The following is an 18,337-nucleotide window of genomic DNA, read 5'->3' as shown; positions in this document are numbered from 1 at the left end:
GAGATACGAAAACTAATATTTTATTATTATAAATATTATAAAGAATTACTTAGTAGGAGGAATTAAATGGCTAAGAGACAAATGAAGACCATGGATGGTAATCAGGCAGCTGCTCATGCATCATATGCGTATACTGATGTTGCTGCAATTTATCCGATAACACCATCATCTGTCATGGCGGAGCACACCGATGAGTGGGCAACAGAGGGTAGAAAGAATATTTTCGGCCAGACTGTACAAGTTACAGAAATGCAATCAGAGGCAGGTGCTGCAGGTGCAGTTCATGGTTCTCTTTCAGCTGGAGCTTTAACTACAACATATACAGCTTCACAGGGCCTTCTTCTTATGATCCCAAATATCTATAAGATAGCAGGTGAGCAGCTTCCGGCAGTTATTAACGTTTCTGCACGTGCTATTGCAACACATGCACTTAGTATTTTCGGTGATCATTCAGATGTTTACGCTTGTCGTCAGACAGGTGCTGCAATGCTCTGTTCATCATCAGTTCAGGAGGTTATGGATTTAACACCTGTTGCACATTTATCAGCGCTTAAGGGTAAAGTACCTTTCATCAACTTCTTTGACGGATTCAGAACATCACATGAGATTCAGAAGATTGAAACTTGGGATTATGAAGATCTTAAGGATATGGCAGATATGGATGCTATAGCCGCTTTCAGAAAGAATGCACTTAATCCTAATCGTCCTGTAGAGAGAGGTTCTGCACAGAACCCTGATATCTTCTTCCAGGCAAGAGAAGCAAGCAACCCTTATTATGATGCATTACCTGCAATCGTTCAGGAGTACATGGATAAGGTTAATGCTAAGATTGGTACAGATTATAAATTATTTAACTACTATGGTGCTGCTGATGCCGAGACAATCATCATCGCTATGGGTTCAGTTAATGATACAATAGAAGAGACAATTGATTATCTTTCAAAGCAGGGTGAGAAAGTCGGTGTTGTTAAGGTAAGACTTTACAGACCTTTCAGTGCACAGGCACTTATCGATGCTATCCCTGACAGCGTTAAGAGAATCGAAGTTCTTGACAGAACAAAAGAGCCGGGATCACTTGGTGAGCCGCTTTGGCTTGATGTTGTTGCAGCACTTAAGGGAACAAAGTTTGATGCTGTTCCTGTATTCAGCGGTCGTTACGGTCTCGGTTCAAAGGATACAACACCTGCTCAGATAGTTGCAACATTCCACAACACAGAGAAGAAGAGATTTACTATCGGTATCAATGATGATGTTACACATCTTTCACTTGATCCGGGTCCTGCTCTTATTACAACACCTGAGGGAACTACAAACTGTAAGTTCTGGGGTCTTGGTGCAGACGGTACTGTAGGTGCTAACAAGAACTCTATCAAGATTATCGGTGATAACACAGATTTATATGCTCAGGCATATTTTGACTATGACTCAAAGAAGTCAGGTGGTGTTACAATGAGCCACTTGCGTTTCGGTAAGAAGCCTATTAAGTCAACATACCTTATTCGTAAGGCAAACTTTGTAGCATGTCACAATCCTGCATATATGAGAAAGTACAACATGGTACAGGAACTTGTTGACGGAGGTACATTCCTTCTTAACTGTACATGGTCAGATGCGGAGCTTGAGGAGCACATCCCGGGACAGGTTAAGAAGTATATCCATGATCACAAGATCAACTTCTACACAATCGACGGTGTAAAGATCGGTATTGCTACAGGTATGGGACCTACAAGAATTAACACAATTCTTCAGTCAGCATTCTTTAAGCTTTCAGCAATTATTCCTGAGGAGCAGGCTATTGACCTCATGAAGAAGGCTGCTGAGAAGACTTACGGAAGAAAAGGTGAGGATGTAGTTAAGAAGAACTGGGCGGCTATCGACGAAGGCGCTAAGAACGTTCATAAGGTAGAGGTTCCTGCAAGTTGGGCAAATGCTGAGGATGAGGGACTTGACTATGCGGTACATACAGAGGGTAGAGAGGATGCAATCAAGTTTGCCAACACTATTCAAACAGCTGTAAGTGCACAAGAGGGTAACAACCTTCCTGTATCTGCATTTGTTGACTATGTTGACGGTACAACACCTGTAGGTACATCAGCATACGAGAAGCGTGGTATTGCTGTAAATATGCCTATCTGGAACAGTGATAACTGTATTCAGTGTGGATTCTGTTCATATGTATGTCCTCATGCAGTTATCAGAACAGTTGCTCTTACAGAGGATGAGGCAAATAATGCTCCTGAGGGAATGAGCGTACTTCCGATGACAGGTATGCCAAACTACAAGTTTACAGTAGCCGTATCAGCTCTTGACTGTACAGGTTGCGGTTCTTGTGCTAACGTATGTCCTGGAAAGAAGGGCGAGAAGGCTCTTGTAATGGAGAGTATGCCTGAGAATGTACATAGACAGAAGTGGTTTGACTATGCAACAGCTACACCTGAGAAGGCTGAGGTTATAGCTAAGTTCAAGGAGACAACAGTTAAGGGATCACAGTACAAGAAGCCGTTACTTGAGTTCTCAGGCGCTTGTGCAGGTTGTGGTGAGACACCTTATGCAAGACTTATTACACAGCTCTTCGGTGACAGAATGTACATTTCAAATGCTACAGGATGTTCATCAATCTGGGGTAACTCTTCACCTTCAACACCTTATACAGTAAATGATAAGGGACATGGTCCTGCTTGGTCAAACTCATTGTTCGAGGATAATGCGGAGTTCGGTTACGGTATGTTCCTTGCAAATGAGGCTATCAGAAAGGGACTTAAGTCAAAGGTAGAGGCTATTGCCGAGAACGGTTCGGAAGAACTTAAGGCAGCAGCTAAAGAATACCTTGATACATTCACTGTAGGTGCATTAAACGGTACAGCAACAGATAATCTTGTAGCTGAACTTGAGAAGTTAAATACAGCTGAAGCTAAGGAAATCTTAGATAACAAGGAATTCTTATCAAAGAAGAGTCAGTGGATCTTCGGTGGTGACGGTTGGGCTTATGATATCGGTTTCGGCGGTCTTGACCATGTAATCGCAAGCGGTAAGGATGTAAACATCATGGTATTTGATACAGAGGTTTACTCAAATACAGGTGGACAGAGCTCAAAGTCAACAAAGACAGGTGCTGTAGCACAGTTCGCTGCCGGCGGTAAGGATGTTAAGAAGAAGGATCTTGCAAGTATTGCAATGAGCTACGGTTATGTATATGTAGCACAGATCGCTATGGGTGCAGATTATAACCAGACTGTTAAGGCATTGGCTGAGGCAGAGGCTTATCCGGGTCCATCACTTGTTATTGCATATGCTCCATGTATCGCTCACGGTATCAAGAAGGGTATGAGCAAGGCTATGACAGAGGAGAAGCTTGCTGTTGAGGCAGGTTACTGGAATAACTTCAGATTCAATCCTGATGCTGAGAACAAGTTCACTCTTGATTCAAAGACACCTACAGGAGATTACCAAGAGTTCCTTAAGGGAGAGGTTCGTTACTCATCTCTTGCACTCAAGGATCCTGAGAGAGCATCTGAACTCTTCGCTAAGAATGAGAAAGATGCTAAGGAAAGATTCTCATATCTTGAGAAGCTTGTAACATTATATTCAAAATAATATAATTTTAAGTTTAATATAAATAGAATTAATAGACGAAAGTTTATTTAGTGTACAGACGGAAGCCGCTTTTGTGGTCAAAGAGAGTCGATACTTTAAGTATCGGCTCTTTTTGTATTAAAATATTATATTCACTTGTTATAATATGAAAGTTGGGATAGAATAGAAGTATAAAGTGAAATTTTAGGAGATACTATGTATAAAGAGAATGAAATATGGGTGGCAAGCGACGGTGATGCCAAATTATGTATAAAATCAAAATATGCAAACAGACACGGACTGATTGCAGGAGCTACAGGAACAGGTAAAACAGTTACTCTAAAGGTAATGGCTGAATCATTTTCAGATGCCGGAGTGCCGGTGTTTTTATCCGATATAAAGGGTGACTTATCAGGTATGTGTAAGCCGGGTGAGGAAAAAGAAAGTATAACTAAAAGAGTTGCCGAGCTTGGTATGGGAGAAGATTTTTCATTTAAGGCATATCCTACAGTTTTCTGGGATATATTCGGGAAAAAGGGATTACCTCTCAGAACTACAATTTCGGAGTTCGGACCGATGCTGTTGGCAAAGCTTCTTGACCTTAATCAGATTCAGACAGATATACTGAATATTATATTTAAGATAGCTGATGATGAGGGATTACTTCTTATCGATTTAAAAGATTTAAAGAGTATGCTCAACTATGTCAGTGAAAATGTCGCAGACTATAAGGCGGAGTATGGAAATATAGCACCTCAAAGTGTCAATGCAATAATGAGAGGTCTTGTAGCTCTTGGAGATAAGGGCGGAGATGTATTTTTCGGTGAGCCTGCACTTGATATAAATGATTGGTTTGTTACAAAGGACGGCAAGGGTATGATAAATGTTCTTGATGCAACAACTATCATAAACGATCCGGGAATATATGCCACTTTTATGCTTTGGATGCTGGCTGAACTATTTGAGATAATGCCTGAGGTCGGAGATCTTGACAAGCCTAAGATGGTATTTTTCTTTGATGAAGCACATCTTTTATTTAAAGATACTCCAAAGGCTCTGCTTCAAAAGATAGAGCAGGTAGTAAAACTTATAAGATCAAAGGGTATCGGAGTGTACTTTATAACACAGAACCCAAGTGATATACCGGATGAGGTATTGGCACAGCTTGGTAACAAGGTACAACATGCACTCAGAGCTTATACACCTGCAGAACAAAAAGGTATAAAGGCCGCAGCACAGAGTTACAGAGCAAATCCTGATTTCGATACGGCTGAGATTATAACAAATTTGGGTATAGGTGAAGCGGTTGTATCTTTTATAGAAGATGACGGTGCACCTGCGATGGTAAGAAAGGCCAAGGTACTTCCGCCACAGTCATATCTCGGAGCAATCGATGATATGATGAGAGCTGCAGTTATTTCTATGTCAGATCTGGCAAATAAATATAAAGATATGGTGGACAGGGACTCGGCGTATGAATTCTTACAGAGATTGCAAGTGGAAATCTCACAAAAGCAGGAAGAGGAAAGACAGGCCGAGATAGCAAGAAAAGAAGCTGAAAAGCAGGCTGAAATAGAAAGAAAAGAGGCAGAAAAGCAGGCAAAGGCGGCACAAAAGGAAGCTGAAAAGCAGGCAAGAGAGGCCGAAAAGGAAGAAAAGAAGAAAAAGGATGCCATAAAGAAGGGTGTAGCTACCGTGGCAGGTACGGCTGCAAGCACTATCGGAAGACAAATCGGTAAAACTTTAGGAAAATCAGGCGGAAAATTCGGTTCAAGCCTGGGAGGAAATCTGGGAGCAAGCCTTGGAAGAGGAGTACTCTCGACATTATTTAAACTGAAATAATTATGAATATAAGAGAAGATATAGAACTCAGAGAGGAATTAACTCTCAGTAAATATGCCGCTTTAAGCAAAAATTCTTTAGGAAGAGACAGGTATGAAGAAGCCTGTGATATAAGGACTGTATATCAAAGAGACAGAGACAGGATACTTCACTCAAAGGCGTTTAGAAGACTGAAACATAAGACTCAAGTTTTTCTGGCGCCTGAAGGAGATCATTACAGAACAAGACTTACTCATACACTTGAAGTGGCACAGATTGCACGAACTATAGCCAAGTCTCTAAGATTAAATGAAGATTTGACGGAAGCGATAGCTTTGGGACATGACCTTGGACATACGCCTTTCGGACATTCGGGGGAGGACGTACTCAATGACGTATGTTCATTCGGTTTTGCACATTATGAGCAGAGTGTAAGAATAGTTGAGTTTATAGAAAAATCCGGACGTGGACTTAATCTTACAAAAGAAGTCAGAGACGGTATATTAAATCACAGAACATCAGGTAATCCTTCCACCTTGGAGGGTCATGTTGTAAGACTTTCAGATAAGATTGCCTATATAAATCATGATATAGACGATTCTATAAGAGCGCGTATTATGGAAGAAGATGATATTCCGAAAGAATACAGCGATATACTCGGCCATTCGGTGAGAGAAAGACTTAACAATCTGGTACACGGTGTGATAGAAGGAAGTATTGATAAGCCTGAAATTTCCATGAACAGAGAGATATATAAGGCAATGATGGGACTTAGAACATGGATGTTTAAAAAGGTATATTACAATGAAGTCCCAAAATCTCAGGAGGGAAAGGCAAAGACTATGATAAAGTCATTATTTGACTATTATATGTGCCATACCGATAAGCTTCCGGATGAATATATATATTTTATAAAAGAGTTGAATCAGGACAGGGAACTGGTAGTTTGTGATTATATTGCAGGAATGACTGATTTATATGCAATAGAAAAATTCAAAGACATATTTGTTCCAAAGTCCTGGGATGTATATTAAGGAGAAATAATTGTATTATTCAAATGAAATAATAGATGAGGTAAGATCTGCAAATGATATAGTGGATGTTGTTTCAAGCTATGTGAAAATACAAAAAAAGGGTGCCAACTATATGGGACTCTGTCCCTTTCATGCAGAAAAATCTCCTTCATTTTCAGTATCACCAAGCAAGCAGCTTTTCCATTGCTTCGGCTGTGGTGTCGGGGGAGATGTAATAGCTTTTATAAGGCAGTATGAAAATTATTCTTTTACAGAAGCGTTAACACTGCTGGCTAAAAGAGCCAATATAGAATTGCCACAGGTTAGTGACAATGACAGAGCAAAAAATGATGAAAAAAACATTATTCTTGAAATAAATAAGACTGCCGCAAAGTATTTCTATGAAAACTTGCTTTCAAAGGAAGGTGAGATCGGATTGAAATACTTCAAAGACAGAGGTCTTGAGAGCAGACATATTACCCATTTCGGACTCGGATTTGCAAAAAAAACATCAAACGATCTGTATCAATACCTTAAAGGTATGGGATACGGTGATGATATATTGAAAAAAAGCGGTCTTATAAATATTGATGAAAAGGGTGCAAGAGACAGATTCTGGAACAGAGTTATGTTTCCTATAATAGATGTCAACTCAAGAGTTATAGGGTTTGGCGGAAGAGTCTTGGGTGACGGACTTCCAAAGTATGTAAATTCACCGGAGACACTTGCATTTGATAAGAGCAGAAACCTTTACGGATTGAATTTTGCAAAGAGAACAAGAAGAGATTTCTTTTTGGTATGTGAAGGATATATGGATGTCATAGCTTTACACAATGCAGGCTTTGAGAATGCTGTGGCAAGTCTTGGAACAGCACTCACACCTCTACATGTAAAACTTATAAGCAGATATACAAAAAAGGTAATACTTACATATGACTCTGACGGTGCAGGTGTAAATGCGGCAAAGAGAGCTATCCCTCTTTTAAAGGAAGAGAATATAAATGTAAAAGTATTATCTATGGCTCCTTACAAAGATCCGGATGAATTTATAAAAAATCTGGGCAGTGAGGAATTTCAAAAGAGGATAGATTCTGCAGATAATGCCTTTCTTTGGGAAGTTGAAATACTGAAGAAAGATTATAATTTAAATGAACCTGATGAAAGGACCAACTTTTACAGGGAAGTTGCAAGAATGTTAAGCGGCTTTGGAGAAAGGCTTGAAAGAGAAAACTATACTCATGCCGTAGCAAAGAGATTGATGATTGAATATAATGCACTCTTTGATATGGTTAATTCCTTCGGAAATACTGCAGTTTCCGAAAAGAAAAATACGAGTAAAGAAAATAGAAAAATTGATGACGGATATACAAAAGCGCAGGGACTTTTGCTTACATGGATGGTGGAGGAAGTGTCACTTTTTAATAAGATAAGTGAGTATGTTTCTCCGGAAAATTTCAGTGAAGGTTTCTATAGGGATATAGCTGTAAAGATATTTGAAAAGCTTAGAGCGGGAGATTTGAGATTTTCAAATATATGTGATGACTATGCGGATGACATGGAAAAACAGAGACTGCTTTCCAAAATACTTAATACAACTTTGGGGACTAACCTCAGTGACGACGAAAAGAAAAAAGCCGTCACTGAAAGTATACTAAAAATCAGACAGGCGAGTTTAGACGAAAAGAGCAAAAATGCAAAGGGTATAGAAGAATTTCAAAAAATTATCGAGGAACAGGCGATTTTGAGAAAACTTCATGTTGATTTAGGTTAGTGGAGGAAGTATGAGGGGGAAGAATTTAAAAAATGAGTTTGAAAAGATATTAAAGAAAGATTTTGACGGAAAAATCAGTGCTTCAAATATCCAAAAGATTTTCTCCGATAATGATATACCGAAAGAATATCTTCCTGATTTTATTGAATTTCTTGAAAAGAGAGATATTTTTATTGATGATGATTATGAGAAAGAGCCTACAGAATTTGACAGCGATGCAGACCCTGAAGAATTCATTATTCTAAAGGAAAATGAATTTGAAGATGAGTTCAATGAAGAGGATATAAAGGACCTTGAAAATATAAACTTAAATATACTTGATGATTTGGACGATTATGTTTCCGTAGAAGATCCTATAAAGATGTATCTGAAGGAAATAGGTAAAATTCCTTTACTTAGTGTGGAAGAAGAGATGGTGCTTGCTCAGAAAATTTCCGACCCTGATGAAAATATAAGAAAGGAAGCCGCAAAAAAAATGGCGGAATCCAATTTAAGGCTTGTTGTAAGCATTGCAAAAAGATACATGGGCAGAGGAATGCAACTTTTGGACCTTATACAGGAAGGGAATCTTGGGCTTTTACGTGCTGTTGAAAAATTTGATTATCAAAAGGGATTTAAATTTTCAACTTATGCAACATGGTGGATAAGGCAGGCTATAACCAGATCTATTGCAGACCAGGCCAGAACCATAAGGATTCCGGTGCATATGGTTGAGACAATAAACAGGCTTATAAAGACACAGAGAAAACTTGTACAGGAGCTTGGCAGAGAGCCGAAGCCTGAGGAAGTTGCAAAGATAATGAGTCTTCCGGTATCGAAAGTAAGGGAGATAATGAATTTTGCACTGGAACCTGTATCTATGGAAACACCTATAGGTGATGAAGACGATTCACATCTGGGAGATTTTTTACAGGATTTTAATGCTAAAGTGCCTGTCAACTTCGCAATGGATGTGCTCTTACATGACCAATTGATTGAAGTAATAAAATCACTTACCGAAAGAGAACAAAAGGTAATCCTCCTCAGATTCGGACTTGAGGACGGAAAACCCAGAACACTTGAAGAGGTAGGAAAGGTCTTCGGAATCACAAGAGAGAGAATAAGGCAAATTGAGGCAAAAGCTCTAAGAAAGCTTAGAAACCCGTCAAAAACAAAAAGATTGAAAGATTTTTTGGAATAGAAATAAAATGAAACTGTCAAAAAGATTGCAAACTATTGCTGATTTTGTGAAGAAAAATTCAGTGGTAGCGGATATAGGAACGGATCACGCACATATACCTATCTATCTTATAGAAAATAATATAATAGATAAGGCTTATGCCTGTGATATAAATAAAGGACCGTTGGAAAAAGCAAAGGAAAACATAGAAAACTTCGGTGTAAGTGAAAATATTGTTCTGAGACTTTCCAACGGTCTTGATAAAATGTCAAATAAAGAGGCGGATACAATAATAATAGCCGGAATGGGCGGAGAACTTATTATAGATATTTTAGAAAGAGGAAAAAGTTTCTTCAATAAAAAAAATACCTTCATTTTGTCGCCTCATACAAAAACAGATGAAGTAAGAGATTACATGTTGAGAAAAGGTTTTGAAATATTAAAAGAAGATATGTGTATAGATGAGGGCAAGTTTTATACAGTAATGGAAGGCAGGTATACAGAAAACAAATTGATGTATTCAGAGGCTGAGCTCTTATACGGTAAATTTCTTATAGAAAATAAACATCCGATATTACTTGAGTTTCTAAAAAAAGAAGAAGAAAAGTATATAAGTATTTTATCAAATATCGGATTAAATGAGGACAGAAAAAAAGAGCTTAGACATAGACTTGATATAATTAAGGAGACAATGAATGAAATGCAATGAGATTTTTGAATATTTAACTAAGCTATATCCTCTTGAGCTTGCTATGGATTGGGACAATTCAGGATTTTTACTTGGAAGAAGTGATAAAGAGGTAAAAAATGTCCTGGTAGTACTTGATATTACAAATGAAGTACTTGAATATACGCAGGCAAAGGATATTGATTTGATTGTATCACATCACCCGATTATTTTTTCGGCGCTAAAGAGAGTTACAGATGAAACACTCCTTGGAAATTATATTTTAAATATACTAAAGAATGATATTTCTGTGATTGCAATGCATACAAATTTTGATATTGCAAAGGGCGGCATGGCGGATATTGCAGAACAAAAGCTTTCACTTTCAAATACAAAACCTCTTGAAGTGACTGTAACACAGGACGGTAAAGATCTTGGAATAGGAAAGATAGGAGATTTAAAAAAAGCGCTCTCATTTGATGAATTACTTTCTTTAATAAAGGATACATTTAATTTAAAGAATTTAACCGTATTCGGCAGAGAGAATATAAAGGGAAATATTAAAAGGATTGCTATAAGTCCCGGTTCAGGAAGAGGGATGTATAAGTATGCTCTTGGTGAAACGGATTTACTTATAACAGGTGATATTACACATCATGAAGGACTTGATGCTATAAATGAAGGTATCTGTATTATAGATGCCACACATTACGGCTTAGAGCATGTATTTACAGAAAAAATTGTAAATGATTTAAAAAAATACAGTGAACTGAATGTTTTTGAATTCAAAAATACAAATCCGGTGGAGATAATGTAGGGGATGGTAAAGGTCTTTTTAGTTGAGGATGAAAAGTTTGTCAGAGAAGGTATAAAAAATGAAATAGATTGGAATTCATATGGATTTGATTTTGTAGGGGAAGCTGCCGACGGTGAATTGGCACTTCCCCTAATTGAGATTTCAAAACCGGATATCTTGATAACGGATATAAAGATGCCTTTTATGGACGGTTTGGAACTTGGAAGAATAGTAAAGGAAAGGTTTCCGGATACCGTTATTATATTTTTAAGCGGTTATGATGACTTTGACTATGCCCAAAAGGCTATACATATCGGTGCATCCGAATATCTTTTAAAGCCGGTTTCAAAAGAAAAGCTCATATCGGTTTTAAAGAAGATAAAGCCTATTGCAGAATCCAAGCGACACAGTATTTTGCGAAATATAAAGGCGGACAATATTGAATTTGATATAAAAAAATTCGATACATCAGGATTTAATAAAGGAAGCTTCAAGGAATTTATTATAAACGGAAAGAGTCAGGATATTGAAAGTTATATTGAAGAATATATTGAAAAGATGTACGGACAGTTAAAGTCTTTGATATTCAGACAGTATGTAATAATGGATGCTTTTATAGAGTCTGAAAAATTCCTCGGTAATGTTGATGATAAGGAGGAACTTGGAAATAAATTCGGAAGTATGGAAGTATTTGATGAAGCCGTTACAGATATTAATACTGTGAAGCAATATTTTTTAAAATTACTGGAATATATGATTGATAAAAGAGATCAGATTTCAGGAAGGCAGTACAGCTTTTTACTTAAGAAGGCAAAAGACTTTGTTGAGAAAAATTACATGGATCCTGAGATTTCTTTAAACAGTGTTGCGGAATATATCGGTCTGAGTCCTACATATTTCAGTACTGTTTTTAAGCAGGAAGCGGGTATGAACTTTATTGACTATCTGACAAAAACCAGAATAGATGAAGCGAAAAGACTTCTTAGAAGCACTGATAAAAGGATATCGGATATAGCAATGGAAGTCGGATATCGTGACCAACATTATTTCAGTTCGTCTTTTAAAAAATATCAAGGAGATACACCTAAGTCATACAGAGAAAATAAAAATGAAGAATAGTATACAAAATTATATTATGAAAAGGTTGTTTATAACCTTTATACCCATTGCATTTATTATTATTTATCTTTTATTGGTTATGAAATGGCAGAATGATAAGTATGCCGGTATAGTAAAAAATATAAGTATTGCAACTGAATTTAATTTTAAATTTAAAGAAAATGTAGATCATAAAATGTACAGGGTGGTAATAGGTGCGGATACTATAGAAAATCAAAATCCGTATGAAGACCTTGAGTATGCAAACAAAATATTTGAAAAGTTGCTTGAAACAAACAATAAAGATGAAGGCATAAACAGACCGAAAGGTCTTATAATACTTTTAAATTTGCTTAAGAAACAAATAGATAATATAGGTAAAAGCGATATATATAAAGACTACAATAAAAATATTGACAGTCTGGAATATGATATCAGGGTTACAACCGAGCTTATAGAGGATACTGTAAATGACTATATCTATGAGGAAACCAAAGAGCTTAATATAGTAAGTATAAAAATAAGAAATCAGATGGCTGTTATATTTATGCTTAGTATTATCAGTGTATTAATTATTTTATATTTTACATTGTATATGTATAAAAAGGTATCAAGACATATCTCGGATCCCATTATAAATCTTTGTAATTATACAAAAAGAAGCGAAAACGATTTATTGGAAAACAATCCGGAGAGCAGTATTTTAGAAATTGATGAACTGTCCGAAAATTTTAATAATAAAATAATCAGAATAAAAGAGCTTATCGAGAATATAAAGACAGAGCAAAAGAATAAGAAAAACACGGAACTTTGGCTTTTACAATCTCAGATAAATCCACATTTTTTATATAACACACTTGATACTGTTGTTTGGATGGCTGAAGCAGGTGATTCAAAAAAAGTGGTTGATATGATAACCGCACTGTCAAGTTTCTTAAGAATAGGATTAAATAACGGAAAAAGATTTATACAGATAAGAGAAGAGATAAGACATATAGAAAGCTATTTAAAAATACAAAAATTCAGATATGAGGATATTTTGGAATACAGTATTAATATAGAAGATAATCTGTATGATAAGAGAATTTTGAAACTTTTATTACAACCGATTGTAGAGAATGCACTTTATCATGGTATAAAGTATAAAAGAAGCGGCGGTAAGATTTCGGTAAAAGGCTATAGAAAAGATGAGCATATAATTTTGCAGGTAACAGATAACGGAATTGGAATGGAGACTAAAAAGCTTGAAAGGTTGAAAAATATCCTAAAGAATGAATTTGTAGATGAAATTGATATAGTAAAGTCATCAAAAGAGAGTTTCGGACTTTATAATGTGGCGGAAAGAATAAGGCTTTATTACGGTAATGAATATGGACTGAATATAGACAGTACCGAGAATATAGGTACGACTGTAAGTATAATATTTCCTGTAGAAAGTGATTTAATCTAAACTGAATATATTAAACATATATCATAAAATAATATACATAAATTCCTTATAATGAAAATAATATAAAAAATGCGTAAAAAAATCTATGTTTACATAGATTTTTTTGCATTACAATATAGTAAACAAATAAATGTTTCGTAAATAATTTTAAGGAGGAGTTTATGATTAAAAGAGGTTTAAGTTTATTTGTATCTGCAGTTATGCTGACAATGTTTGCACTTACAGGTTGCGGTGGAGGTACAAAAGCACCTGAGGAGAGCAAGGCGGTTGAATCATCAGAAACCGCAAGTGAGAGCAAGAGCGAGGAAGCAAAGAGTGAAGAGTCCAAGGATGCTTCAAAGGTTATTGTAGTAGGTTATGCACAGGTTGGAGCAGAGTCTGATTGGAGAACTGCAAATACTGAGTCATTCAAATCCACATTTGTTCCTGAAAACGGATATGAGCTTATATTTAACGACGCTCAGCAAAAACAGGAAAATCAGATTAAGGCTATCAGAGATTTTATTCAGCAGGAAGTTGACTATATCGTACTTGCACCTGTTGTAGAAACAGGATGGGATACAGTTTTACAGGAAGCAAAGGATGCGGGAATCCCTGTAATACTTTCAGACCGTATGATAAAAACTTCGGATGATTCTCTTTATACAGCACTTGTATGCGGTGACTTTATAAAAGAGGGTGAGACTGCAGGACATTGGCTTGAGGAGTATTTAAGATCAAAGAGTGCAGACAATGATAAGAAAATCAATATAGTTACTCTCCAGGGTACAATCGGTGCATCTGCACAGGTTGGAAGAACAGACGGTTTTGCAAATATCTTGGCTCAACATCCGAATTGGAATATGCTTGCAAAGCAGACAGGTGAATTCACACAGTCAAAGGGTCAGGAAGTTATGGAGTCATTCTTAAAGCAGTTTGATGATATTGATGTAGTGGTTGCGGAAAATGACAATATGGCTTTCGGAGCTATCGATGCTATAAAGGCTGCAGGAAAGACATGCGGACCGAACGGCGATATAACGGTTATATCATTTGATGCCGTAAAGGCCGCATTTGATGCAATGATTGCAGGTGATTTAAATGCAAGTATTGAGTGCAGTCCGCTTCATGGACCAAGAGTAGCTGAAATCATCCAAAAGCTTGAAAAGGGTGAAACAGTGGATAAGATTCAGTATGTTGATGAATCATATTTTGATACAAGTATGGATCTTGAAAAAATTAAGGCAGGAAGAGCTTATTAATACAGCATAATTTTATATTTTGCATAAAGAAAATACCGGGAGTGAGGAGTTTATTGCTCCTCACTCTTTTTGAGGTGATTATGGATAATCTGTTAAAAATGAGAGGAATCTGTAAAAATTTTCCTGGAGTAAAGGCACTTGATAATGTGGATTTTAATTTAAACAAGGGTGAAATACATGCTCTGATGGGGGAAAACGGTGCAGGAAAGTCCACACTTATAAAGGTACTTACAGGAGTGGAAGAGTTTGAAACCGGACAGATAATTCTTGAGGATAAAAAAAGTATAATAAATAAAAGCCCGAAAGAAGCGCAGGAAAACGGAATCAGTACAGTGTATCAGGAAGTGAATCTCTGCCCTAATATCTCAGTGGCGGAAAATTTATTCTTGGATCGTGAGCCGAGAAAATTCGGACTTATTGATTGGAAAAAAATGAATAGAATGTCCAAGGAACTTTTGGATAAATTGGATATTAAAATAGATGTAACCAAGCCTACAGAAAACTATTCAATTGCAATACAGCAAATGATTGCCATTGCCAGAGCGGTTGATATGTCGGCAAAGGTACTGATACTTGATGAGCCTACCTCATCACTTGACGATGGAGAGGTTGAAAAACTTTTTGTTTTAATGAAAAAATTGAAAAATGAAGGCATAGGAATAATATTTGTTACACATTTTTTGGAGCAGGTATATGCGGTATGTGACAAAATAACTGTTTTAAGAAACGGGTCTCTTGTAGGAGAGTTTGAAGTGGATAATCTTCCAAGAGTACAGCTTGTAGCAAAAATGATGGGCAAGGATTTTAACGACCTTGAATATATTAAGGGTGAAAGCACACAGACTAATGATAAAGAAGTACTTCTTAGCACAAAGTCGCTTGGCTCAAAAGGTAATATAAAACCGTTTGATCTTAAGTTAAATAAAGGAGAGGTTATAGGAATAACCGGTCTTTTGGGGTCAGGGCGTTCTGAACTTGTCAGAACTATATACGGTGCCGACAAAACGGATACCGGACAAATAGTATTCAAAAACATAGAAGTTAAAATAAATGCTCCGATTGATGCTATGAAACTTGGTATGGCATATCTTCCTGAAAACAGAAAGGATGAGGGTATTATAGCGGATCTGTCTGTAAGAGAAAATATAATAATAGCCATGCAGGCCAAACAAGGAATATTTAAACTTATACCGAGAAAAAAACAGGAAGAATTTGTAGATAAGTATATAGAAATATTACAGATAAAAACAGCAGGGAGAGAAACACCTATAAAACAGCTTTCAGGCGGAAATCAGCAAAAGGTTATACTTGCAAGGTGGCTACTGACAAATCCGGAGCTTCTTATATTGGATGAACCAACAAGAGGAATTGATGTTGGAACAAAAACGGAGATACAAAAGCTGGTTTTAAAATTGGCAACAGAGGGCATGAGTGTAATATTTATTTCATCGGAAATTGAGGAGATGATTAGAACCTGCCAAAGAATGGTAGTAATGAGAGATAAGAAAAAAGTAGGTGAATTGAAGTCTGATGAAATATCTCAAAATAATATAATGAGTGCTATAGCAGGGGGTGAATGACAGTGAAAGAATTTAAAATAAAAAATATAACATCCGCAAGACTCTTTCTGCCTATAGTAAGTTTAATTTTAGTCTTAATTATAAATATGATAAAGACACCGAATTTTTTTAATATTACTATACAAAACGGAGTATTTTACGGATATATAATTGATGTAATAAATCGTGCAAGTGAGCTCGTAATACTTGCAGTAGGTATGACTCTTGTAGTTGCTTCATCAGGAGGTACGGATATATCGGTAGGTGCGGTATGTGCACTTGCAGGTGCTGTGGCCTGCTTTATTTTGGCAGGTGGCGAAGTTTCCACAGATGTATATCGTGCACCATATATAGCGGCATTTATTGCGGCGGTAGTTGTCGGATTACTTTGCGGCTCATTCAACGCTTTTCTGGTTGCAAAGATGAATATACAGCCTATGGTTGCAACTTTGATATTGTTTACAGCAGGTAGAGGAATGGCTCAGCTTGTTACAAACGGACAAATAACCTATATAAGAGTCGAATCATTCAAGATGCTTGGTAATTCTATACATGGAATACCGCTTCCTACACCTGTATTTGTGGCATTAGCGGTCGTTTTGATAACACTTATTATACTCAAAAAAACAGCTTTGGGGCTTTACATTGAAACTGTGGGAATAAATAATAAAGCTGCAAGACTTGTGGGCTTAAATCCTGTGTATATACAGTTTATAGCCTATGCATTTTGTGGTCTTTTGGCAGGACTTGCAGGAATGATAGTTTCATCAAGAGTATATTCCGCAGATGCAAATAATGCCGGACTTAATATAGAGCTTGATGCAATACTGGCTGTAGCCCTTGGCGGAAACAGCCTGGGAGGAGGAAAGTTTTCACTTCTTGGAAGTGTTATAGGAGCTTACACTATTCAAGCATTGACTACAACATTATATGCTATGAGTGTTTCGGCAGATCAGCTACCGGTATATAAGGCAATTGTGGTTGTAATAATAGTTTCATTACAGTCAAAGGAATTTAGAAAGAAAATAAGAGAATTTAATTTAAATAAGAAGAAAGCCGAGGTTGTATATGAAAGATAAGTTAAAAAATATAGATAATAAAGCCTTCTTACTTTATATGACAATTGTTCTCTTTATTATAATGTATGGAATAGGGGTTGTAATGTTTGGAAATAAGGGATTTCAAAAACCGCAGGTATTTTTAAATCTCTTCATATCTAATGCAGGACTGATTGTTATAGCAACAGGCATGACCATGGTTATAATATCCGGTGGAATAGATATATCTGTCGGTTCGTTTGTAGCACTTACATGTATGGTATTGGCATATTTAATGGAGAAAATCAAGATAAATGCGCCAAGTGCAATTGCAGTCGTAATCATAATCGGTCTGATATTCGGACTTGTACAGGGAATACTTATTTCATATCTTAATATTCAACCGTTTATAGTTACACTTGCAGGCATGTTCTTTGCCAGAGGTATGACGGCAATTATATCTCAGGAGATGATAAGTATAACAAATGAAACATTTCTCTCATGGGCGAATAAGAAGATAACAATTCCCTTATTCGGTATAGTGAATAAGAAAGGTGCGGTAGTTTACCCGTATATCTATCCTACAGTAATAGTCGCTCTTATTATACTTGTACTGATGTTCATACTTTTAAAATATACCAAGTTTGGAAGAAGTGTATATGCTGTAGGCGGAAATGAGCAGTCAGCACTGCTCCTTGGACTGAATGTTAAAAAGATAAAACTTCAGGTATATGTACTGAACGGACTGTTATGTTCTATCGGCGGATTTTTATTCTGCCTAAACACCTGTGCGGGATTTGTAGAACAGGCTAAAGGATTTGAGATGGAAGCAATAGCGGGAGCGGTAATCGGTGGAACATTACTCACCGGAGGTGTAGGTAATGTGTTCGGCAGTCTTTTCGGTGTACTTATAAAAGGTACTATAGAAGCTTTTGTAAGTTTTCAGGGAACATTATCATCATGGTGGACAAAGATAATAATAGCTGCCATACTTGCATTTTTCATAATACTGCAGAGTATACTTGCAATGTCAAAGAGAGGTAAGAAGTAGCAACAAATAGACATTTGTAGAAAAGTGTACATTTATATGAAAAATACTGTCATATATTTTATGGCAGTATTTTTTGTTTCTTGTTGAAATTTTACAAACAT

General features: G+C 36.7%; 13 protein-coding genes. All 13 read left to right on the top strand.

What is annotated here, in order from left to right; all coding sequences use genetic code 11:
• Positions 1–66 precede the first annotated feature (66 nt).
• The gene (nifJ, locus tag HMPREF1495_RS13400; protein WP_034215725.1) at positions 67–3,594 is read left to right on the top strand and encodes a pyruvate:ferredoxin (flavodoxin) oxidoreductase; all 3,528 of its coding nucleotides are present in this window, start codon (positions 67–69) and stop codon (positions 3,592–3,594) included.
• A 195-nt stretch (positions 3,595–3,789) separates the two neighbouring features.
• Entirely contained in the window at positions 3,790–5,415 is a 1,626-nt protein-coding gene (locus HMPREF1495_RS13395; RefSeq protein WP_034215723.1) for a helicase HerA-like domain-containing protein, read from the top strand.
• Positions 5,416–5,417: 2 nt separating this feature from the next.
• Positions 5,418–6,428, top strand: a complete 1,011-nt coding sequence (locus HMPREF1495_RS13390) for a deoxyguanosinetriphosphate triphosphohydrolase (RefSeq protein ID WP_007591692.1) — start codon at positions 5,418–5,420, stop codon at positions 6,426–6,428.
• Between the two features lie 10 nt (positions 6,429–6,438).
• A complete protein-coding gene (gene dnaG / locus HMPREF1495_RS13385; RefSeq protein WP_034215721.1) occupies positions 6,439–8,178 on the top strand; it encodes a DNA primase in 1,740 nt (579 codons plus the stop codon).
• A gap of 10 nt (positions 8,179–8,188) precedes the next feature.
• The gene (gene rpoD / locus HMPREF1495_RS13380) at positions 8,189–9,358 is read left to right on the top strand and encodes an RNA polymerase sigma factor RpoD (RefSeq protein ID WP_007591694.1); all 1,170 of its coding nucleotides are present in this window, start codon (positions 8,189–8,191) and stop codon (positions 9,356–9,358) included.
• A 7-nt stretch (positions 9,359–9,365) separates the two neighbouring features.
• The gene (locus HMPREF1495_RS13375) at positions 9,366–10,046 is read left to right on the top strand and encodes a tRNA (adenine(22)-N(1))-methyltransferase (RefSeq protein WP_007591695.1); all 681 of its coding nucleotides are present in this window, start codon (positions 9,366–9,368) and stop codon (positions 10,044–10,046) included.
• Positions 10,033–10,821 carry a Nif3-like dinuclear metal center hexameric protein gene (locus HMPREF1495_RS13370; protein WP_007591696.1) on the top strand — a complete coding sequence of 263 codons (789 nt, stop codon included), beginning with the start codon at positions 10,033–10,035 and terminating at the stop codon, positions 10,819–10,821. The genes HMPREF1495_RS13375 and HMPREF1495_RS13370 overlap by 14 nt, the downstream gene beginning before the upstream one ends.
• A 3-nt stretch (positions 10,822–10,824) precedes the next feature.
• Entirely contained in the window at positions 10,825–11,919 is a 1,095-nt protein-coding gene (locus HMPREF1495_RS13365; protein ID WP_034215719.1) for a response regulator transcription factor, read from the top strand.
• The gene (locus HMPREF1495_RS13360) at positions 11,909–13,348 is read left to right on the top strand and encodes a sensor histidine kinase (protein WP_051402841.1); all 1,440 of its coding nucleotides are present in this window, start codon (positions 11,909–11,911) and stop codon (positions 13,346–13,348) included. The genes HMPREF1495_RS13365 and HMPREF1495_RS13360 overlap by 11 nt, the downstream gene beginning before the upstream one ends.
• 161 nt (positions 13,349–13,509) lie before the next feature.
• Complete coding sequence (locus tag HMPREF1495_RS13355) at positions 13,510–14,589, top strand: ABC transporter substrate-binding protein (RefSeq protein ID WP_007591701.1); 1,080 nt, start codon at positions 13,510–13,512, stop codon at positions 14,587–14,589.
• Positions 14,590–14,669: 80 nt separating this feature from the next.
• Positions 14,670–16,169: a sugar ABC transporter ATP-binding protein gene (locus tag HMPREF1495_RS13350; RefSeq protein WP_034215717.1), complete on the top strand. Its 1,500-nt coding sequence runs from the start codon at positions 14,670–14,672 to the stop codon at positions 16,167–16,169.
• Positions 16,166–17,227 carry an ABC transporter permease gene (locus HMPREF1495_RS13345; RefSeq protein WP_034215715.1) on the top strand — a complete coding sequence of 354 codons (1,062 nt, stop codon included), beginning with the start codon at positions 16,166–16,168 and terminating at the stop codon, positions 17,225–17,227. The genes HMPREF1495_RS13350 and HMPREF1495_RS13345 overlap by 4 nt, the downstream gene beginning before the upstream one ends.
• The gene (locus HMPREF1495_RS13340; protein ID WP_007591717.1) at positions 17,217–18,236 is read left to right on the top strand and encodes an ABC transporter permease subunit; all 1,020 of its coding nucleotides are present in this window, start codon (positions 17,217–17,219) and stop codon (positions 18,234–18,236) included. The genes HMPREF1495_RS13345 and HMPREF1495_RS13340 overlap by 11 nt, the downstream gene beginning before the upstream one ends.
• The last annotated feature ends 101 nt before the right edge of the window (positions 18,237–18,337 follow it).

The organism is Lachnoanaerobaculum sp. MSX33, assembly GCF_000512995.1.
Lineage (GTDB): Bacteria > Bacillota > Clostridia > Lachnospirales > Lachnospiraceae > Lachnoanaerobaculum.
Note: the sequence above shows the minus strand (reverse complement) of the source record. Positions and strands in the feature narration are given on the sequence as shown.